General features: G+C 54.2%; 16 protein-coding genes and 2 tRNA genes. 2 read left to right on the plus strand and 16 right to left on the minus strand.

Translation table 11 applies throughout. The features are described from left to right. Positions 1 to 2 precede the first annotated feature (2 nt). The 11 genes from SD69_RS10950 to SD69_RS11000 form a co-directional block, all read right to left on the minus strand. On the minus strand, positions 3 to 3,614 hold the full coding sequence (locus tag SD69_RS10950) for an ATP-binding protein (RefSeq protein WP_041523251.1): 3,612 nt from the start codon (positions 3,612 to 3,614) through the stop codon (positions 3 to 5). A 2-nt stretch (positions 3,615 to 3,616) separates the two neighbouring features. Next, on the minus strand, positions 3,617 to 4,321 hold the full coding sequence (locus tag SD69_RS10955; RefSeq protein WP_198144087.1) for a DUF4194 domain-containing protein: 705 nt from the start codon (positions 4,319 to 4,321) through the stop codon (positions 3,617 to 3,619). Further along, entirely contained in the window at positions 4,318 to 5,769 is a 1,452-nt protein-coding gene (locus SD69_RS10960) for a Wadjet anti-phage system protein JetA family protein (protein ID WP_041523252.1), read from the minus strand. The genes SD69_RS10955 and SD69_RS10960 overlap by 4 nt, the downstream gene beginning before the upstream one ends. 5 nt (positions 5,770 to 5,774) lie before the next feature. Continuing rightward, on the minus strand, positions 5,775 to 6,083 hold the full coding sequence (locus tag SD69_RS10965) for a DUF3012 domain-containing protein (protein WP_041523253.1): 309 nt from the start codon (positions 6,081 to 6,083) through the stop codon (positions 5,775 to 5,777). Continuing rightward, positions 6,076 to 7,056, minus strand: coding sequence for a porphobilinogen synthase (gene hemB / locus SD69_RS10970; protein ID WP_041523254.1), 981 nt, complete (start codon positions 7,054 to 7,056; stop codon positions 6,076 to 6,078). Before hemB ends, SD69_RS10965 begins: the two co-directional genes overlap by 8 nt. Positions 7,057 to 7,079: 23 nt before the next feature. Then, a complete protein-coding gene (locus tag SD69_RS10975) occupies positions 7,080 to 7,505 on the minus strand; it encodes a hypothetical protein (protein ID WP_041523255.1) in 426 nt (141 codons plus the stop codon). Positions 7,506 to 7,557: 52 nt separating this feature from the next. Continuing rightward, positions 7,558 to 9,600, minus strand: a complete 2,043-nt coding sequence (gene ligA / locus SD69_RS10980) for an NAD-dependent DNA ligase LigA (RefSeq protein WP_041523256.1) — start codon at positions 9,598 to 9,600, stop codon at positions 7,558 to 7,560. Between the two features lie 46 nt (positions 9,601 to 9,646). Further along, positions 9,647 to 10,600 carry a cell division protein ZipA gene (gene zipA / locus SD69_RS10985; RefSeq protein ID WP_041523257.1) on the minus strand — a complete coding sequence of 318 codons (954 nt, stop codon included), beginning with the start codon at positions 10,598 to 10,600 and terminating at the stop codon, positions 9,647 to 9,649. A 48-nt stretch (positions 10,601 to 10,648) separates the two neighbouring features. Beyond that, entirely contained in the window at positions 10,649 to 14,158 is a 3,510-nt protein-coding gene (gene smc, locus SD69_RS10990) for a chromosome segregation protein SMC (protein WP_041523258.1), read from the minus strand. Positions 14,159 to 14,426: 268 nt separating this feature from the next. Beyond that, the gene (gene ccmI / locus SD69_RS10995) at positions 14,427 to 15,722 is read right to left on the minus strand and encodes a c-type cytochrome biogenesis protein CcmI (protein WP_041523259.1); all 1,296 of its coding nucleotides are present in this window, start codon (positions 15,720 to 15,722) and stop codon (positions 14,427 to 14,429) included. Continuing rightward, a complete protein-coding gene (locus SD69_RS11000) occupies positions 15,715 to 16,200 on the minus strand; it encodes a cytochrome c-type biogenesis protein (protein ID WP_041523260.1) in 486 nt (161 codons plus the stop codon). Before SD69_RS11000 ends, ccmI begins: the two co-directional genes overlap by 8 nt. Before the next feature lie 169 nt (positions 16,201 to 16,369). On the opposite strand from SD69_RS11000, the gene SD69_RS11005 reads away from it, so the two are divergent. Together SD69_RS11005 and SD69_RS11010 are read left to right on the plus strand one after the other, a co-directional pair. Beyond that, positions 16,370 to 16,445 (plus strand) — tRNA-Val (locus SD69_RS11005). Between the two features lie 31 nt (positions 16,446 to 16,476). Continuing rightward, positions 16,477 to 16,553 (plus strand) — tRNA-Asp (locus tag SD69_RS11010). A gap of 119 nt (positions 16,554 to 16,672) precedes the next feature. Here the strand turns inward: SD69_RS11010 and SD69_RS11015 are convergent. From SD69_RS11015 to ccmC, 5 genes are read right to left on the minus strand one after another with little or no spacing between them, the layout of a single operon-like run. Next, positions 16,673 to 17,203: a DsbE family thiol:disulfide interchange protein gene (locus tag SD69_RS11015; protein WP_041523261.1), complete on the minus strand. Its 531-nt coding sequence runs from the start codon at positions 17,201 to 17,203 to the stop codon at positions 16,673 to 16,675. Continuing rightward, positions 17,203 to 19,182 (minus strand): heme lyase CcmF/NrfE family subunit, encoded by a 1,980-nt coding sequence (locus SD69_RS11020; protein ID WP_041523262.1) that lies wholly within the window; start codon positions 19,180 to 19,182, stop codon positions 17,203 to 17,205. The genes SD69_RS11015 and SD69_RS11020 overlap by 1 nt, the downstream gene beginning before the upstream one ends. Continuing rightward, entirely contained in the window at positions 19,172 to 19,636 is a 465-nt protein-coding gene (ccmE, locus tag SD69_RS11025; protein ID WP_041523263.1) for a cytochrome c maturation protein CcmE, read from the minus strand. The genes SD69_RS11020 and ccmE overlap by 11 nt, the downstream gene beginning before the upstream one ends. Before the next feature lie 12 nt (positions 19,637 to 19,648). After that, complete coding sequence (gene ccmD, locus SD69_RS11030) at positions 19,649 to 19,870, minus strand: heme exporter protein CcmD (protein ID WP_052481087.1); 222 nt, start codon at positions 19,868 to 19,870, stop codon at positions 19,649 to 19,651. After that, a complete protein-coding gene (gene ccmC / locus SD69_RS11035) occupies positions 19,867 to 20,643 on the minus strand; it encodes a heme ABC transporter permease CcmC (protein ID WP_041523264.1) in 777 nt (258 codons plus the stop codon). Before ccmC ends, ccmD begins: the two co-directional genes overlap by 4 nt. Positions 20,644 to 20,660: the final 17 nt, after the last annotated feature.

Consider the following 20,660-nt stretch of genomic DNA (forward strand, 5'->3'; position numbering starts at 1 on the left):
CACTAGCTCACAAACTCCTCCATAAAATCCAGCGCGGCCTGATGACTTACCTCGGCGCGATGCTCGGCCCATAATTTACCGACTTTATCGACATTAAGCTTTTGGCTGTCGACTAACACCCGGCTTTTAAGCTCACCAATATAATCGGTGGTGGCGCATTTGGTAAAGACCGTTTGATGGGTAATAATATCCATAAAGGGCCCGGATTTGCTGGTGGGCATAATAAACAATAACTGTAGCCCAAGCGCTTCGGTTAGATAGCGAATGACCTCGCGCGAGCGGTGCTCGTCCATTTTCGAGAAGGCCTCATCCACCAATACCATGCGCAGGTGGGTATCGCCTTCACTAAAGCGAAACGCCGAGGTAATGGCGGCGGCGCGGATGATGTAAGCTGGGGTTTCAAGCTGCCCCCCGGAGCCGGTGCCGTAGCGTGACAGTGCGATAGGCTCTTTGCCCTCGGGCTGCTTGTAAATTTCATAGCGGCGGTAGTGACGGTAATCGGTAATCCGCGCCAGCTCGCGCTCGGCTCGCTCCCGGTCGTCGTCCAGCAGCATGGCCATTAAGTGATCGCGCACCTGCCTGTGTTTGGGGCTCAGCTCGTCGGAAAATAGCCCGTCACTCTCTTCCAACCCCGGGTTGTGCATCACGGCTTTAAAAAACTGCCAGTAGTCGCGGTATTCGGCCACCCACTCCCAACCAAAGTAAAACCGCTCGCGGTCGGCCCCAAAGCGGTGTTGCTCAAGCTCGGTGTTAAGGCTGTCTAAACTACGCGCGCCCTCTTCTACCGCTTGATAAATAGAGTGGCACAAGTGGCTGACAAAGGTGTGATTAAAGCTGGTGCGCAGGCGCGCAAGCTCTTCACTCTTATTGGCCAGAATATTGTTGTTGAGCTTGTTGTGCAGGCTATCGAGCTGGCCGCGGGTGCTACACACCAAATTAAAATTGGCTACGTCCTGATTAAAGTCGGGCTCAAAGGCCAGAGCATCACCCCCGGCGTCTCGGTTGTACTCGACAATTTGCTTCTGCAGCCGGTTAAGCAGCGAAATTAGCTCACCGTCTAACGCCTCGTGTTCGTTGCGATAGCGTGCCGCCGCCTCTACCGATAACTCCTGATCGATGCGCTCGAGCGTTGCCTCGACATCAAAGCTGGGCCACTTGCCGGCGTGCAGGCGCAGGTTGTGTTCGCACTGATCGGCGGCCTCCTGTAGCTCTTCCTGTCGTTCGGAGCGGTTTCTGATATCGTTTGTTAATTGCTTTAGGCGCTGCTCGATACCGCCCTGGGTGCGATCCAGCTCGGCCATATCATCCACAACGTTTTGTTCATCGCTACGCAGTTGCTGTAGTTTTTCCTCCAGGTCAGAAAACTCGCTTAAATCCAAATCGGCAAGCGCCTGTTCAAGCTCGACAATACGGCGCTGCTGTGCGGCAAGCTCGGTGAGAGCATGGCCGTAAGGTGTGGGCGCCAATTGCTTAGCTGCGTCGGCCAGTTGCTTTAACTCGGCCAGTTGATCGGAAGCACCACGCCACTCGGCGTTTAGCCGGGTTAACGTTTCACGCTTGGCCAGTAGCGCGCGCTCGCGGGCACTTTGGCCAAACACCAGGTCGGCGTCGGCCATATCACAACGGAACATCGCGTAGTTGCCCGAGGCCATACCATCGGCGGTTAACCCTCGGCGGGTATTGCGCAGTTGTTCGGCATCCGCCACACAGCGCACGTTATCGTAGCTGGCGCGAAGGTAGGCTTCGGCGGTGGCGTGACTAAAGCCCATTAACGCAACGATCGAATCGCTATCTGGCTCGGTTTTACCCGCATCGGCGCGGGCTTTGCTGCCTTGAATAACCCGGGCGCGGCCTTCACTTTTTGGCAGTTGCCGCACCAGCTGGATAGCGCGGGCCTCAAACTCCGCATCGACCAAGATGCCAAACCGCGCGCCGCCAATGTAGCCCTCGATAGCGCTCTGCCACTCGGGATCGAGAATTTCTACGTGATCACACAGCACCCGGGCATCGGCCTCGGGGTACTGCTGGTTAATCGCTTTTAGAGCGGTAGCGACATAGCGTGGATAGCGCACTTGCGCACCTTGCAGTGCGTCGACCTCGGCCTGTAACTGTTCAAGTTTTTGCTTGTTACGTTGCGCCTCTCGGGTGCGCGAGTACAGTAGCTCGTTTATTTGCTCGGCCAGTGCGCCGTCGCGCTCTAGTGGCGCCAGTACTTTATCGCTTAATGTTTGCAGCGCTTGCGATTTTTCTACCTGTTGCTCCAGCGGTGCGCTGTCAATCCAGTCGTGATTCAGCAGCCTGGGCAGCTCGATTAAATCATCGGTCAGTTCGATGATTTTACGCATATCATTAAGGCGCTCTTTCTCGCCCAATTGCGGCAGCTCTAACACCAATGAGCTACGCTGCGTAAGCCGCACTAAGGTATCCAGGGCGCGGGCATTGCGCTTAAGTTGCTGATCGGCCTCGCCGAGGCCGGTGGCGAGCTCGGCTAACTGACGTTGGCTGGCGCTAATGTCACGCTCTAAGGTGTCTTTATCGCGTAGCGCAGCAACGCCCTGCCGCCGCCCTTCGAGTTCAATGCTGTGTTGCCGAAGCTGTTCACGGCGGGTTTGCAAGTCACCACGCTTGGTTTCGCACTGGGTAAGCTCGGCGCGCTGTTGCTGCTGTTCGTCTTTGGCTTTAACGTAGTCACGTTGGGCGTGCAAAAACGTTGCGCGAGCGGCTTGGTAAGCCAATTGCTGCTGTTGCAACCAGGCATCGACAAACTGGTCTGCGCTTTGACGCGCCGAGGCGATCAGCCCGATTTGCTCGCGCAAGGACTTGGCATCGGCGTCCATGGCGTGAATGCGCTTAAGCATACTCGACACATCGCCGATAGCACGGCCTAAATCTTTTGCTTCGAGAATTTCACTGGAGACGAATTGGTCGATACTGGATACCGGCTTGTAGGCCATAAAGCGCGAGAATGCTTGGGCCGCGCGACGTGCTTCGCGATCGGATACCGCATCGGGCTTTCCCCGTAAGGCGCCGTACAGTCTTGCCAGGTATTGACCCTTACGCTCATAGCGCTCGACTTTGTCGACGCCAAAACTCTGCCGTAAGCGGGTGTAGGCTACATCCAGCGGCAATACCCGGCGCTCGTTGCCATCGTCTTTTTCTAGCTCAGAAAGTGAGAAGCTGGCAGTGTTGATAATAAAAAACTCAATATCTTTTTGCCGGGCAACTGTTTGTGTGCCGGCGCGATCGAGCATGGCGCGCACACCAATAACGGCGACAAACGGGGTACCGCTTTCACCGGGGGTTGGGTGAAATAAGCCCGCAAGATAACCATCGGCGCCGTCGGGGCGTGCGTAGCTGCCGTCATCACAACCTAAGATATATGAGGCAAGCGTGCGCACGGTTTTACCACCGCGGCCGCGCTGGGTGCTTTCGTCCTGCCCCGGATTAAAATGAAACAGCCCATCGTGTGCCGCCGTCATTAAGGTTTGGATGGCGTCGGCAGCGGTGGTTTTACCCGAGCCGTTACCGCCCGAGAACAAATTGATTTTGTCAAAGCTCAGACAGCGGTTGGGAATATTGCCCCAGTTAACGTAAAAGAATTCTCGTAAAAACACGGTTAACCCTCGGCCTCGTTGATGCCTGTGGTGGTATCTTGTGCAGGCTCCGGCAATACATCGGGTGCAGCATCACTGTTAGTCGCTTGCAACAATTCGTCAATCACACTATCGGAGACGTAATTAATAATTAGCGGCCGAACTCGCAGCCATGGCTCGGCTTGTTCGTCATCGCTGTTGTAGTCGATGAGTCGCAACTGCTTTAAGCCCCGCAATAGGCGTCGCCGTTCGGACACGGGCTCGGGTAACTCGCGGCCCAGTAGGTTTTTTAAACTCAGTACCACCGACTCCATGGGCACCAATACCGCGCCGCCGTCTTCGACTTGCCCTTCGCGCAAGGCTTTGTCGTATTCAATGCGCAGCACCAGAGCCAGTGCAATTTCGTGCTGGCTAAGCTTGCTGCGCATGCCTGTATAGGGAATGTCGTCGCTCTCAATACCGGGGAAGTCGGCCCCCGGCGGTAGCACCCTGACAAACTCATGGCGACTATCGTGTTGCAAGCGAATGCCCGTGAGGGCTAAATAGTCGTGCAGCGCGGGCTCGATACGCACAAACCGGTCGTACAGTTCTTGCTCCACCTGGCTCTCGCCGCGGCAGAGTACGCCGTAATCCAGTAGCCGTATCACCAATTCGCGCCAGTGATCAAAGCTTAGGTTGGCGTCAATGAGTGCGCTATTAAGCTCGTTGAGAAACAGGTTATCGCTCACGCGGACTCCGCTTTTTGGTGCAGTCTGATTTCAAAAATATCTCGCTCGATTAAATAATCGTCGTCTTGTTGCTCAAGGCGGCCAAGCTCCGAAACGCTAAAGTGATACTCGTGATTTAAATTATCGGCCGAAGCCACTTCAATAACATGACACAGTTTGAGTAGATCCTGGGCGTTGGCTACCGGCAAAAAACGCGAATTCACCACGCCGGATTCGGCGAGGGCGCGATGTACGTAATCGCGCAACTGCCCCCCCTGAAAGGCAAACGCCTGATCCAGCACCTGCTGAATATACAGCTCCTTGCGCGCTTGCTGGTCGACATTGGGGGCCGCCGCTACGCGGCTTAACACCACCTGGTTTGGGCGCCGTTGGCGCAGCTGGTTTTGCCCAGGATCTACATAGCGCAAGGTGCAGTTTTGCAACGCGGGTGCCAGTTTGCTGAGAGCCTGGCGCTGTAACTGAGGTTGGCCGCGCAACAGTTTACAGGTTTGTATGAGTTGATCTGACTGCCCGTTATTTAAATAACTAAGCTGGCGCATAATGGTTTCGGCGCGCCGGGTAAAGTTATTGAGCGCACCACGCAGTTGCGGCAACATGGTGTCGCATGCATCGCGCAAACGGCGCTCGATAACCTCTAGTAAGTAATAGAGTACCGAGCGCTTGGGGTTTTCGGCCACTAACTGCGGCAGTATTTGTCGCAGCTCGCGCTCGGCATCGGCTTTAAAGTCTTTGTTTTTACGTTTAATAGACACCATCAAACTGGCGATTGCATCGCGGTGTTTTTCGACGCTATCGGCCGACAGGCGAATGGCCAGGTCGGGCATAAAGCGTTTTTCCATAAAATCAAAAAACTGGTCGGAGGCGCGATTAATCAATTGCTGGCTTTCCATCTCTCGCACCAACTCACGCCGCTGATCGGCAAGCTCGGCGATAATGTCCGAGAAGTCGCTAATGATACGCTCGGAGTAATCGTACGCGTCCAGCAAATCGCTGTACTCACCACGATCGGCAAATGCCTGCAAACTATTACGAGTGTTACGGGTATTGCGATGGCGAGTATGCAGGCGCTGCTTGCCGATATCCAACAACGGCTGAGTAAATAGTCGGCCGGTGCGGGTAAAGGCGTAATGGCTGGTTAAGGTGGCGCTATCGACCTGGCACTCTAACCAGCCAAACTCCAGCAGCCGGTTTAAAATAAATCCGGCTAGCTCACGCTGGTTTTTAAAGCGCCCTTCCCCTTCGCGCTCGTCATCGTCGAATACCACCGGGTTGCGGGCGATGGCCTCCATAAACACCGCGACGATGCCGTTGCGATCCAGCAGGCTTTGGTAGTCATGCAAGTCGGTGTACAGCTTTTGATACAGCAGCCGCAAACACTCGACGACGACTTCACGATATTTACCCGTTAGTGGGTTAAAAAAGTGAGCCTGAGACTCATGAAAAAACATAGCGCTTATTCGTACACGCAGCGTTGCGCAAATAAGCGCGAGTCCGCGTCATTCCACTGATCGTCCGGCTTTACCATCATTTGCTCACACCAAGGCTCCGAGCCCGGCTCGGCTGGTGTGCCGGGAACATCGCTTGCCGTCGGTACCTGATCTTTCGGCGCGACTTGGGGCACCACCACAAACGGATCGGCGGGCTCGGCTACACCGGCTTCAGGCGCGGGCGCCGGGGTAATGCTTAGCACGTATAACCCGACGGCAATGGTGATAACCCCGATTACGATCGAAACCAAAGAAATAATAAGGGATTTAGACATTGGGTTCACTTAGCCATGTGGCCAATTGTTCGGCGTAGTAGGTAATAATTAAGTCGGCCCCGGCCCGCTTAAACGAGAGCATGGTTTCCATGACGATGGCTTTTTCATCGATCACCCCGGCACTGGCGCCGGCTTTAATCATGGCGTACTCACCACTGACGTGGTACACCGCCACGGGTCGCTCGCTGTGAGTGGCAATTTGATTAACCACATCGAGATACGCCAGGGCGGGTTTAACCATTAATATATCGGCGCCTTCGGCTTCATCCTGCAGTGATTCAGCTAGGGCCTCACGGGCATTGGCCGGATCCATCTGGTAAGTATTACGAGTGCCTTTAAAGGTACTGTCCACCGCGTCGCGAAACGGCCCGTAAAAGGCCGAGGCAAACTTGGTCGAGTAGGACATTATCGGGATATGGGTAAACCCCGCACCATCGAGTGCTTCACGTAGCGCGGCAATCATACCGTCTTGCATGCCAGACGGTGCAATCATATCGACCCCGGCGTGTGCACACACCAGCGCTTGGCGTTGTAAATTAACCAGTGTTGTGTCGTTCTCCACGTCGTCTTCGGCCACGACACCGCAGTGACCGTGATCGGTGTATTCGCAAAAACAGTTGTCACTGATAACGGTAATCTCGGGCGCGGCGGCTTTGGCCGTTTTTATCATACGCGCCAATAGGCCGTCGTCGGCAAAGGTGTCACTGCCCACGGCATCTTTGTGCTGCGATACGCCAAACAGTAACACGGCAGGGATATCGGCTGCAGCGGCGCGCTGAACCACGCCTGCCAGCTGCGCCTCGGGGTAACGCACAACACCCGGCATGCTGTCGATGGCGACGGGTTCGGTAATACCCTCTTCGACAAAGACGGGCAAAATTAGGTCGGCGCAGCTTAGTTGCGTCTCGCGCACCATACGGCGCAGAGCGTTGGTGCGACGCATGCGACGAAAACGAAATTGTGGTGTTTGCATAAAGTCTCTGCCAGTGCTGATGGTTAAATCCCCAGGGAGCTTTCGTGGCTCCACTGGCATTGTATGTACATATCACCCGAGCCGGGCGTGTGATAGTTGCGGCTGCTCTCCCAGGTAAACGTGTGAGTACCGCACAGCTCGGTTTCTAAATGTACTGTGGCTGACACCCAGTACATTTTGCCCAGTAGCGTCTCAAACTGTTCGATCCACTGGTTCCACTCGTACTCCACCGCCTGGTAGGAGGCGCCAAAGTGCATCACCTCGGTTTGGTAGTTGCGGGTTAACGCATCCAACGCCGGAATCGCAAACATCTCCTGGCACAAAAATGGCCAGTTGTCGGCGCGCGGCAAGCTTAGCATCGCCTCGCGGTTAGTGCGTATGCGCTCGCTATAGCCAACACCCTGAATGCTATCTTTGATGCAGCCGTAGACGATCGATTCTTGATCCATAACCCTACCCACGGTTGTACTCTCGGTGGCCGATAAGCATGACCTTTAACGCTTACTCGTTGCTGTGTTGGGCGAGCAAGGCTACTAGCGCTGCCTCGTCCAGCACCTCTACGCCTAAAGCTTCGGCTTTAGTTAACTTAGAACCGGCCCCAGGCCCTGCGACGATAAAGCTCGTTTTTTTAGAAACACTGCCAGCCACCTTTGCGCCCAGCGCTCGCAGCTGCTCACCGGCTTCGTCACGGCTCATGCTCTCGAGAGTGCCTGTGATCACAACGGTTTGATCCGCCAACGGTTGCGGTATATCAACTTCTGCTGATTTGTCGGTTTCTGGCCAGTTGACCCCCAGTGCACGCAGCCGGGTGATGATCTCGATATTTTCTGGCTCGACAAAAAAGTCGCGAATAAAATGCGCAACGACCGGCCCTACATCGTCGACACCTTGAAGTGTTTCTTCATCGGCCGCGGCTAAAGCATCCAGCTGACCAAAGTGAGCACTTAAGTTACGGGCGGTGGCCTCCCCCACTTCGCGAATCCCGAGCGCGTAAATAAAGCGCGCCAAGCTGGTGGTTTTACTGGTTTCAAGAGCTAGCAATAAGTTGTCGGCCGACTTTTCGCCCATGCGCTCTAACCCTGCGAGCTGCTCGCGAGTCAGGCTAAATAAATCAGCGACGGTAGTGATAAGCGATTTATCGACTAATTGCTCTACCAGCTTGTCGCCCAAGCCGTCGATATCCATGGCCTTGCGCGAAGCAAAATGGCGGATAGCCTCTTTGCGCTGTGCGGGACAAATTAAGCCACCTTCACAACGAATGGCGGCTTCACCTGGCACTTCGGTGGCAGGCGAGCCGCAAATAGGACATTCTGACGGAAATACAATTTCGCTCGCATCATCGGGGCGACGCTCTTTAACCACAGCTACGACTTGCGGAATCACATCGCCTGCCCGGCGGACAATAACGGTATCACCAACACGCACATCCAGGCGCGCTATTTCATCACGGTTGTGCAAGGTTGCGTTTGAGACAGTCACCCCGCCGACGAACACCGGCGCTAATCGCGCCACCGGCGTAATAGAGCCGGTACGGCCCACCTGAAACTCAACCGCATCCAGCGTGGTCATTTCTTCCTGCGCCGGAAACTTATAAGCAATAGCCCAGCGCGGCGCCCGCGATACAAAGCCGAGTGTTTCTTGCTGAGTAATAGCGTTAACCTTAAACACCACGCCGTCGATATCGTAGGCTAAAGAGTCGCGCTTTTCGCCCAGTGCCTGATGATAAGCGATACACTCATCGATGGACTGCGCGGTTTTTAATTGGTCGTTAGGCGCAAAACCCCAGCGCTTTAAGTGATGAAGTATGTCCGTATGCTTAGCGGGCAGCGCCTGACCTTCATGGATACCCACACTGTAAGCGCACAGCTGCAGGGGGCGCCTGGCGGTAATGCGAGAGTCCAGCTGCCGCAAACTACCGGCCGCAGCGTTACGCGGATTAACAAAAACTTTTTCGTCAGCGGCGCGAGCGGCTTCGTTTAATGCGGCAAAGCCCGCCTTAGGCATAAAGATTTCACCGCGCACTTCAAGCCGCGAGGGGTAATCATCGCCGTATAATTTTAACGGTACCGATTTAATGGTGCGCACATTAGCGGTAATGTCTTCACCGTTTAGGCCATCGCCACGGGTTAGCGCACGCACTAAAAGCCCGTCTTCGTACAACAAACTAATGGCAATGCCGTCGAGTTTTGGCTCGCAGGCGTATTCGATCGAGCCGTCAAAACCTAAGCGATCTTTTAAGCGTTTATCAAACGCGATTAGGTCGTCATCGGCAAACGCATTATCCAGCGATAGCATGGGCTTTTCATGCGCTACTGTGGTAAATGACGCTAACGGCTGCGCCCCCACGCGCTGACTGGGCGAATCGGGCGTAATCCACTCGGGGTGTTGTTGCTCAATGGCTTTTAGTTGCTGAAATAAACGGTCGTACTCGGCGTCCGGCACGGTGGGCTCGTCGAGTACGTAATATTGGTAGTTGTATCGGTTAATCTCATCGCGTAACCGATTGAGTTCGGCGCTTGCCGACCCGGATGTTTGCTGGACCAAAGTTTACTCTACCTAATAAAACGGTTGCCGAAGGTGGCTCTCGGATTTAGCTTGTCGCGCGTGACAGACGTTTACGCTCGTATTCAGCGATACGCTGACGACAGTGCTCCATGGTTTGGCGGGTCATTACGCTGCGGTTTTCATCTTTGAGCTCGCCGCCTAAGTTGTCGGCCAGTGCCTGCGCAACGTCACGCATAATATCAAACGATTTTAAGCTGTCCGGACGCATGGGTAACGTCATAAATAAGCTCACACCGGGGGTGTGAAAGCTGGCCATATTCTCAAGGTCAAATACACCGGGTTTTACCATATTGGCCAAACTAAAGAGGACCGGGCCCTCGCCGGTTTCGTGAGCGTGGCGATGAAAAATATTCATGTCGCCAAAGCGCATGCCGCATTGCAGTAACACATCCAGTAGCGCATTACCCGAGAACTGATGCCCTTCGGGCGCCATCACATTAATAATGACGACTTCATCGGGCTGCTCGGGGGCAGCTTCAGGCTCGTCACGGCCGCTAAAGCTTGGCTCTTGATAGCCACTTTGTTGGGCGGGATCTTCGGGCTCATCAATGGCGCTAAAGCTTGGCTCAACACGGTCCTCGATACCGCTGTCAAAATCATCGTCGCCTGTGTGCGGCTCAGCGGCTTGAGCTTGTGCGGCCGTTTCGGGTGCGGCGTTTTGTTCGACGGATTCCATCAACATAGGGACAGATTCATCGAGGTTTAGAGTAACCTGTTGCGGGATGCGACTTTTATTGGTCGCGGCCGGCGTGTGCTCGTCTGCGCCCGGCTCGTCACCGCGGGTACCAACGACTCTTGCTCCACCATTGGGCAGTTCGCTGGTAAAGGGCTCATCAAAGGGCTCGCCGCTACTTTCAAAGCGCTTAGCACGCTTTGAAACACGAATGGCATCTCGACGTGAGGCACGCATGCGGCGCCAGCCATCAAGCAAGATACCAACGATCAATAACACAACAATTATCGTTAACCAAGTTTCCATATTGCTATATCCACTTTAATTCTTGACGCAGAGCAAGTGCTCCGACGTTTAAATGGCGGCGAGCTCGGCCGCTTCATCCACATCGACGGTAACCAGGCGTGATACGCCGGGCTCGTGCATCGTGACACCAAGCAACTGATGGGCCATTTCCATGGCGATCTTGTTGTGGGTGATGTAGATAAATTGGACCTGCTCTGACATTTCTTCAACCATACGCGCATAACGGCCAACATTGGCATCATCCAGCGGCGCATCAACCTCATCCAACATACAAAACGGGGCCGGATTCAGACGGAAAATCGAAAACACCAAGGCAATCGCCGTAAGCGCTTTTTCACCACCACTGAGCAGGTGAATGGTGCTGTTACGCTTGCCCGGTGGGCGGGCCATAATCGCAATACCGGTATCGAGCATGTCCTCACCGGTTAGTTCAAGGTAAGCGTGACCACCGCCAAACACTTTGGGGAATAGCTCCTGCAACCCACCGTTAACCTGGTCGAAGGTTTCTTTAAAGCGGGTGCGCGTTTCGCGATCGATTTTTTTGATGGCGTTTTCGAGCGTTTCGAGTGCTTCCATCAAATCTTCGTTTTGCGCGTCCAGGTAATTCTTTCGCTCTGATTCGGTTTTGTATTCATCAATAGCGGCCAGGTTAATGGCGCCCAAACGGCTGATACGATTGGCCAGTTGCTCCAGCTCCGCCTCAAGCGGTGCCCGCTCAGCGTCGTCTTCGAGGTTGTCCAGCAACGTCTGTAAATCAAAACTGTCTTCTGCCAGTTGTTCAGCTAAGCCTTTACGCTGTACCTCAAAGGTTTGTGCCGCCAAACGCTCTTGTTCGAGGTGGCCGCGTACGGCTTGAACTTCCTGGTCGGCTTTATTGCGCGATTGCTCGGCTTCGCGCAAGTCATGCTCTACCGCCTCCAGTGTGCGACGCGACTCGGTGAGCTCTTGTTCAACATTAACGCGCTTGGCCAGTGCCGACTCGAGCTCCATTTTGTTTTCTTCCGCTGGATCGCGGTTTTCGCTCATGGATTCGGCCAGTTGCTCGCGGCGCTCGTTAAGCGTCTCGGCCTGTTCGTGCAAGCGTGCAATACTGAGTTTAATGCTGTCGATTTGCGTGTTTAGCGACGCGGCGCGCATTTGCAATTCGTGCGCTTTGTCTTTGTCGTGCCGGGCTTTTTGCCGGGCGCCGTCAAGTGTGGCACGGATTTGATCTCGACGAGCTAACAGCCCTTCGCGCTCGTCGGTGTCCTGCTCCATGGCACCAATGGCATCGCTTAAAATAACCCGGGCTTCGGCCAGTTGCTCGGCCTCTTGCTCCATTTGCTCGCGGGCTTCACGCACTTCAGCCTCAAGCCGGCTTTTGCGCATACCAAGCTGCTCGAGCTGAACCTGTTTGGCACTTATGCTAGAGCGCAGTTCACTGTGGCGCGCGTTGTGGCTATCGAGCTCACGGCGTACATTTTCGCGCTCGCTCTCGATACTTTTTAATTGTTCGCGGTTTTCACTGGAGTCGGCGGCCAGTTTCTCGACCGCCGCTTCGGCGTCGAGTATCGCGGCGTCGAGCTCTTCAATTTCTTGACGACGGGCAATAACACCGGCGCTGGCGTCTGTGTCGCGGGCGACTTTAATCCAATGAGCGCTGAGCCATACGCCATCGCGGGTAACCACAGACTCGCCGGCACTGAGGTTGTCACGCATGGCGAGTGCAGCCGATAAATCTTCGGCGACAAAAATACCGCTTAGCAGCCCGGCCACATCCCAGCTGGCCGAGACATGGCTGGCCAGCGTGCTCTGGTTGCCGGAAGCGGCGTTGGTACTGGCTTTGCGATCGAGCAATACCAGCTCGCCTTGGGCCAGCTCGGCAATAAACTCAGCGGTTGCGTCCATGCCATCAACACACACAGCTTGCAGGGTGTTGCCCAGCACAGTTTCCAGAGCTTTATCCCAACCGTCTGAAACGTTAACGTCTTCAGCCAGACGCGGCGCATCCGCGAGCCCACGAGCTTCTAGCCAACCGGTAACAGCCTTATTTTTTTCGCCCAGTGCGGCCTGCTGTAAAGCATCGAGTGAGGCGTGACGCCCGCGCATACTCTGGAGTTGGCTGCGTTTGCTGTCGAGCTCTTCACTGTAGCGCTGGCCATCGCTGCGCAATTGCTCTAGCTGGTCGGCGTAACTCTCAACCCGCTCGCGCTGCTCATCCATTAACATTTCAAGCTCGGCCAATTGCTCTCGCAGTTGCTCGATCTCGGTGTCATCGATGCTGTTGTCGCCCAGGCCGCGTTTTTCTTCGTTGAGCTTTTCTACCCGGCTAAGCAGGCGCTGTTGCACTTGTTCCAGGTGTTGAATACGGGATTGCTGCACCTCGGCGCGCTGGCGTGGCTCGGCGGCGCGCAGGTTAAAATCGTCCCACTCACCCTGCCAGGTTTGCATGTGCTCTTCAGCTTCGGCCAGCAAGTCGCCGGACGACTCTTCGGCGGCCTGTACCAGTTCGAGCTCGGGCTCGATCTCCAGCAGCTCTTCTTGCCATTGCTCGGCTTTTTCGGTGTCGACCTGCAGGCGATCTTGCGCTTCGCGATTTTCGCGGTCGGTGCGCTCGATATCGGCCTGTAATTGCCGGTTGCGCTCTTCGGCGTGCTTAATGCTTTGCTCAATGCGAGCGATATCGGCGCCAATGGCGTAAAAACGGCCCTGAACTTCGTTAAATTTATCGCTGAGCTCGGCGTGCTGGGTACGGCATTTTTCAATGGTGGTGTCTTTGTTAACCTGTTCGGTCACAAACGACTCCATGCGCAACTCAAGCTCGCGAATCGCCTGTTGCTTACCACTGGCTTGCTGATCGAGCTCACGATACTTAATTGCTTGTACCTGAGCCTTAAGCTGGCGCTCTTGCTTTTTAAACTCGGTGTATTTTTCCGCCGCTTGCGCTTGCCGCTCTAAGCGAGAGAGCTGGCGCTCGAGCTCATCGCGGATATCGGTTAAGCGCTCAAGGTTCTCATGGGTGCGGCGCATGCGGTTTTCGGTGTCGCGGCGGCGCTCTTTGTATTTAGAGATACCCGCGGCTTCTTCGATATAGACACGCAGCTCTTCTGGCTTGGCCTCAATCAGGCGGGAGATCATGCCCTGCTCGATAATAGCGTAACTGCGGGGCCCAAGGCCGGTACCCAGGAAGATATCGGTAATATCCCGGCGGCGACATTTTGCGCCATTTAGATAGTAGTTGTTTTGCCCGTCACGGCTGACTTTACGCTTGATTGAGATTTCGGTGAACGCGGCGTACTCCCCCATTAGGGTGCCATCGCTGTTATCAAACACTAACTCGATAGAAGCCTGGCCCACTGGCTTGCGCCCACCAGAACCGTTAAAAATAACATCCGTCATGGACTCGCCACGCAGATTTTTGGCGGACGACTCCCCCATTACCCAGCGTACAGCATCGATAATGTTAGATTTACCGCAACCATTAGGGCCGACTACGGCCCCGAGGTTACTGGGGAAGTTGACGGTTGTCGGGTCGACGAAGGACTTAAATCCCGCCAATTTAATACATTTTAACCGCATAGGTCCTTGTCACTCGTTATCTTCGCCCAGGGCGAGTATTGGAAGCTTTGCGACATTCAGTGCGAGAGCAGACCCGTCCACTGGCGCTCAAACCCCGCAGCGAGCCAAATTTTAACGGAGAATTCTACACATTTGCCCAAACCTTTACACCTTTCACGCCAGCAAAACAGCAATCTTTTTGGCCCGTTAGGCAGCATTTAATCTATTGCATTAGCAGGCTGTACAATCTTTGCGCATGTGGCGCAAATTTCACCCTTACCCCTCCCGCCTACAGCTGGGTATCGATAACCACCTCAACAGGGTTCGGCAGGTCATCGATCGCCAGCGGCCCGCGCAACCCCTGGAGGTCGCCAGCGGCAGGGGTTACCTGACCGCTTGCCGAGACCCGCGCCACGATCTCGACCTGCCCTTTGGCAAACAGGCGGTCGGCACTTGTCATGGCCATAGTTTCATCCAATACAATTGTCGCTGGAAACTGAGCGGCCGGGAGCCGAGTGACAACAAGGGGCATAGGGCTACCCTGATACTCGCGAGCGTATAAAAACAGCGTGGAACCCTCGGGCACTTGTAAGTCTGGGGCAAGGGTTATGGCTACCGGAATCGTCCAGCTTGCCTCGCCACTTGTACTTGTCTCAGAGGTTTGCGTCGCATCGCTGTCTGTACTCTGGCCGCGCTGTTGCGCCTCTTCACGGGCGCGAACGACGCCGGCCATGAGCGCTTGCCGGCCGGGCGCGCCTTCTGGGGTCAGGTTAACCGCGGTGCCCCACAGCTTTGCCGCCTCGGCAAACTGTTGCTGCTCAAACGCACTGATACCCGCCAGGCCCAGCGCGGTGGTATCTTCGCCGTCCAGCTCAAGCGCTCGCTCCACCAAAAATGTTATTTCGCCGTTTATTTGATTGCCATTGCCCAGAAAGATCGCTTGAGCGAGCGCCGACGCGTTACCAGGGTCTGCCGGTGCGCGCTGATATACCTCACGAAAGCCTCGTTCAGCGGCGTCAAAGTCGCCGATCTGACTGCCATAGCGACCCAGCAAATACCAGTACTGGGCGTTATCCGGCTGATTTTTTAGGCGCGCTTCGATAGCGGCGACTAGCTCGCGGGTAGGTTCTGCCCCGGGCACTTCGCCGGCGCGCATAAGTGCCATGTTGTCGCGCTCGAGCTGTTGCTGCATTTGGGCAAACAGAACGTCACCACTGGAGCCCTGATTTAAGTACATCCAGCCGCTAGCCAACACCAGTAGCGCCAGAGCTGCCAACAAGATAGCGCCGCCGCGCTGGTGCAACGGGCGCTCCCCCTCGCCTTTTTGGTCGGCGAGAAAGTTACGTTGCAATTCGGTGGCTAGGCGGTCGTATTGCGCCTGGTCGATTCGCCCGAGACGAAGTTCATTATCGAGCTCGGCGGTGTGCTCACGGTACAGTGCCAAATTCTCACTGCTGCGCTGATCGTTACCCGATTGCGGAGCAAACACTAAGCCGCTTAGGCGCTTGGCCCGCCATACAGGCCAGATAAAAATAAGCGCCACCAAGAATAATGCCGCCCCGGCGGCCAGCAAAAATTCACTCATCGGACGACCCCTGACGCTTATTGGTTGAACTATTTGTGTTTAACAGGCGGTTTAGCGCCTCTTGCTCATCCGGGTTGAGCGGTTGTTCAAGCTGCTCAGCACGGCGGCGACGAATCATTAAAATAATGACAATGATGGCGATCACCAGCAAAACGGCGGGCATTAACCAAAGCGCCAAGGTGGCGGGCGTAAGTGGTGGCCGGTAGAGGATGTAATCGCCGTAACGTGCCACCATATGATCGGTGATCTCTTTGTCGCTGCGCCCCTCTTTAATTTGCTCGTAAATATCGCGACGTAAATCTTGCGAAATCATCGCATCAGAGCCCGCCAGGTTTTGGCTCTGACAGGTTGGGCAGCGCATTTCATTAATAAAGGCTTTAAAGCGAGCTTCATCAACCTCATTATCGAATTGGTAGATGGCCTCGGCGGAGCACACTGAGGCAAAAAATATCAGTAAGGGAATCAATAGTTTGAGCATCTTCAACAACCTTATACATGTTTTAGCGAGTATACCCACCTGCCGCTTTCTATGCGAGTAAGCCCGCCGCAATCGGCGGCGCTTTTGCGTTACAAAAAAAATTACAGTATTTGAAAAAAAGAGGTTGACGTCTGCGTCCGAATCATTAGAATACGCACCTTCTGAACGCGGGTGGTTAGCTCAGCTGGGAGAGCATCGCCCTTACAAGGCGAGGGTCACAGGTTCGATCCCTGTACCACCCACCACTTAACAAGTTTTTACCGGGTTAAGTTTTGCGGACCGGTAGTTCAGTTGGTTAGAATGCCGGCCTGTCACGCCGGAGGTCGCGGGTTCGAGTCCCGTCCGGTCCGCCACTATTTAAAAAAGCCCCTCAATGAGGGGCTTTTTTTATGCCCGCGTTTTAGCCACTCGCACAGGGTAGATAAACGAGACAGCGGAGTTTAATGCCCCACTGTCCACATAAGTTAAAAAATTACGACTCGCTAAGCGAGCGATACAATGGCTCAAGCGTTTCGCGCCAAACTCGGTCGTCGATGACCCCTATATGCCGATAGCGAACAATCCCCTCGCGATCAATAATAAAGGTTTCTGGCGCACCGGTAACGCCTAAGTCGATTCCCAACCGCCCCTCGCCATCAAAAATGCTGTACTCGTAGGGATTGTGTAAATCTTTAAGCCACTTACGTGCAGGCTCACGCTCATCTCTGTAGTCGACACCGATAATATGCACGCCTTCATTGGCGAGCTTAACTAGGTATGGGTGCTCAGCTTTACAGGCAAAGCACCAGGTTGCCCAGACATTTAACAAAGTCACCCGCCCTTTTAAGTCATCGGCGGTGACGATTCGGTTTTCATCCTCAACCGTTGTTAGCTCAAATTCGGGCACTTGATTACCCACCAGCGCTGAGGGCATTGCGTTCGGGTCGAGCGTGAGCCCCACATAAAACAACGGCAATAAAATTAATAAAATAATAAGTGGCGCAAATAGTTTTAATCGACTCACTAAGCCCCCTCGCCTACAGCGCCTGCTGCTTCAATGTTTTGTTTTACTTTGGCCCGCTTACGATAGCGCTTGTCGATAACCGCGAGGAACCCACCGGCAGCCATCATTAACGCCGCCAACCAAATCCAGCGAACAAAGGCTTTGTAGTGCACTCGCATCGCCCAGCTGTCTGTATCGATATTGTCACCCATCGCAATATAAACATCGCGGGTAATACCGGGGTCGATCGCCACTTCTGTCATGATTTGGCCACCGGCCAGATAGCGACGCTTTTGCGGTTTTAATACCCGCAAGGTGCGCCCGTCTTTTTTCATACTGACAGTGGCCTGATCGGCTAAGTAATTAGGCCCACGAATTTTGTCGAGTTGCTCTAGGGTAAACTGATATCCAGCTACTTCTACCGGTTTACCAACATCCATGCGCAGTTTTTGCTCGTCGCTGTAGTGGCTGGTAAAGCACACGCCCAATACCGCCAAAGCGATACCCAAATGAGCCACCACCATGCCGTAGTAACTTAGGCTAAGCTGCTTTAAGCCTTTTGCGCGGCCGTTTTTATTGGCGCTTTTAAGCCATAAGTCTTTTAAGGTGGTAAGCGTAACCCATGCCCCGAGGAAGGTTGCCAACACCATGCTTAAGGCAAAATCACCCAGCAACCATGGCACAAGTAAGGCGATTACTAGGCTGGCGATAAAGGGAGAGGTTAACGTTTTGCGTATCACGCCTAGCTCGCTGCGCTTCCAGCGGCTGGCTGGCGCAATACCCATTAGTAAACAGATAAGCACCATAAAAGGTAAAAAGGTGAGGTTAAAATACGGCGCACCGACGGAGTACTTGCCAAGTTTAAGAGCGTCTGCAACCAGCGGAAACAGTGTGCCAAACAACACCGTTAGCATGCTTATAACCAACAGAGCATTGTTGGCTAGCAATAATGTCTCGCGCGACAACCAGGTAAAGCCAGGCGAGCTTTTAACCACCGGCGCACGCAACGCAAACAGCAACAGCGAGCCGCCGACCACAACACCCAAAAAGATCAGGATAAATAACCCACGCTCTGGGTCGTTGGCAAAGGCGTGTACCGATGTAAGTACGCCAGAGCGGACTAAGAAGGTGCCCAACAGGCTTAAAGAAAATGCAAAAATCGCCAGCAAGATCGTCCAACTTTTAAACAGGCCACGCTTTTCGGTTACGGCTAACGAATGAATCAACGCCGTACCAACCAACCAGGGCATAAAGGAGGCGTTCTCGACCGGATCCCAAAACCACCAGCCGCCCCAGCCGAGTTCGTAGTAGGCCCACCAACTCCCCAAGGCAATACCAATGGTTAAAAAAGCCCAGGCTGTGGTGGCCCAAGGCCGCGACCAACGGGCCCAGGCGCTGTCGAGTTTGCCAGTGAGTAGCGCGGCAATGGCAAAGGCAAATACTGTACTAAAGCCGACATAGCCCATATAAAGTAATGGTGGGTGAAAGATGAGCCCGGGATCTTGCAGCAACGGATTAAGATCGGAGCCATCCAGCGCGGCCAGAGGCAAAATTCGGTCGAATGGGTTAGAGGTAAACAGAATAAACATTAAAAAACCGGTAGCCACAAACCCCATGACCGCCAGCACCCGCGCCTGCAAATCCAGCGGCAGCGCTTTACTAAAAACAGTAATCGCGAAGGTCCAGCCAGACAGCATTAAAATCCACAGCAGTAACGAGCCCTCGTGCCCACCCCAGACAGCGCTTACCTTGTAGTACACGGGCATTAAACTGTTGGAGTGGTTGGCGACGTAGGCAACCGAGAAGTCATCGTGAACAAATGCCCACAGCAAACAACCAAAGGCCGCGGCAATTAATACAAATTGGCCAGTGGCCAGTGAGCGCGCCGAAAGCATCAACGGCAGCGAACGAGTGTGCGCGCCCACTAATGGCAATACAAACAAGGCGGCACTAATTAACAGAGCCAGTATAAGTACAAAGTGCCCAAACTCAGGAACCATAAGTCATTTCTCCGCACGTGGCCTCGTGCTTCTCGCCGTTGTTCATGGCCTCGGCCACTTCTGGGGGCATATAGTTTTCATCGTGTTTCGCCAGCACCTGATCGGCGTAGAAGATATCATCCTCCTGCCACAGGCCATTCACTACGGCGGCCTCTCCCTCGGCGAACAAGTCCGGCAAAATTCCATCGTAGTTGACTTTTAATGAGCCCTCCGGGTCCACTAGGGTAAAGGTCACCTGCAACGACTCCTCGCTGCGTACCACGCTACCCGGGCTGACACAGCCACCTGCTCTGAGGCGTACGCCTCTGGGTACCTCATCGGCACTAAAAGCTTTAGGGGGGTAAAACAAATTTATGTTTTGCCGCAGCGCGTAAACCAGTAGGCCTGCAGCAATGCTGGAGAACACCACGATGGCAATAACAATGAGTAAGCGTTGTTTTCTGGCTGGATGCATAAAATCTTCCGGTTAGGGGGCGCTGGCGTTTGCCTGTTGATGCCGCTCTTGCTGCATCTTTTGCATAATCTGTTGCCGGTGAATGCGAGTTAACTGGGTGCGCGCATTGATCACGGGATAAACCAACAGTGCGGTAAGTATTACGAGCGCTATGGCAACGCAGGCCCACACGTAGATACCATGGCCTGACATCTGTAAAAAGTCTGATAATGAGTCAAAACGAAATTCGATCATGGTGCACCACCTGATGCGTTTTGCGATTGGCTAAACTTAGCCTGCGCGAGCTCTGCAACCCATTTGGTGCGTGATTCTCGCACAAGAATTTCACGGCGGGTGTAAAGAATGAGCGCTAGTGTGTAAAAGCAATAATAGGCAAGAATACACAACAGTAATGGGTACAGCATGCTGGGGTGAATACTGGAACCGCCGGTAAGCTTGATACTGGCGGGCTGATGCAAGCTGTACCACCAATCGACGGATTTATAGATGATCGGAACATTGATGGTGCCTACCAAAGCAAGAATGGCGCAGGCTTTATCCGCCGCATCGCGGCTAGGGTAGACCTCAGCTAGCACCACAATACCGGCATACAGAAACAACAGCACCAGCATAAAAATATTACGCGCATCCCACTCCCAGAAGGTCCCCCAGGTTGGATGCCCCCACAGGGAGCCCGTGGCTAAGGTTAGCACTGTGAGTGCGGCACCTATGGGAGCGGCGGATTTCATGACCATAAATGGCAGCTTCATCTTCCAGATTAAACCCACCGCACCGGCAATGGCCATAATGTAATAGCCCGCCAATGCCAGTGCTGCCGCCGGCATATGAATAAAAATAATGCGGTAACTATTACCCTGCTTACTATCGATGGGGGCAAAGCCAAGCCCCCAGCTAATGCCTACCACCATTAATACTAGCGTTAGAGGCGCAAACCATACGAGCCAGCGACTGGACTTTTCGTAAAACCAGCGGGGCGAACCGAGTCGATGAAACCATTGCCAAGCCAAGTGTCTACCTCGTTATT

Origin of the sequence: Gilvimarinus agarilyticus, assembly GCF_000832015.1 — a bacterium.
Taxonomy (GTDB): Bacteria; Pseudomonadota; Gammaproteobacteria; order Pseudomonadales; family Cellvibrionaceae; genus Gilvimarinus; species Gilvimarinus agarilyticus.

Coding starts and splice junctions, on each gene's coding strand:
- SD69_RS10960 (WP_041523252.1), bottom strand. CDS start 5,769: ATGTTTTTTCATGAGTCTCAGGCTCACTTTTTTAACCCACTAACGGGT.
- SD69_RS10965 (WP_041523253.1), bottom strand. CDS start 6,083: ATGTCTAAATCCCTTATTATTTCTTTGGTTTCGATCGTAATCGGGGTT.
- hemB (WP_041523254.1), bottom strand. CDS start 7,056: ATGCAAACACCACAATTTCGTTTTCGTCGCATGCGTCGCACCAACGCT.
- SD69_RS10975 (WP_041523255.1), bottom strand. CDS start 7,505: ATGGATCAAGAATCGATCGTCTACGGCTGCATCAAAGATAGCATTCAG.
- zipA (WP_041523257.1), bottom strand. CDS start 10,600: ATGGAAACTTGGTTAACGATAATTGTTGTGTTATTGATCGTTGGTATC.
- smc (WP_041523258.1), bottom strand. CDS start 14,158: ATGCGGTTAAAATGTATTAAATTGGCGGGATTTAAGTCCTTCGTCGAC.
- ccmI (WP_041523259.1), bottom strand. CDS start 15,722: ATGAGTGAATTTTTGCTGGCCGCCGGGGCGGCATTATTCTTGGTGGCG.
- SD69_RS11000 (WP_041523260.1), bottom strand. CDS start 16,200: ATGCTCAAACTATTGATTCCCTTACTGATATTTTTTGCCTCAGTGTGC.
- SD69_RS11020 (WP_041523262.1), bottom strand. CDS start 19,182: ATGGTTCCTGAGTTTGGGCACTTTGTACTTATACTGGCTCTGTTAATT.
- ccmE (WP_041523263.1), bottom strand. CDS start 19,636: ATGCATCCAGCCAGAAAACAACGCTTACTCATTGTTATTGCCATCGTG.
- ccmD (WP_052481087.1), bottom strand. CDS start 19,870: ATGATCGAATTTCGTTTTGACTCATTATCAGACTTTTTACAGATGTCA.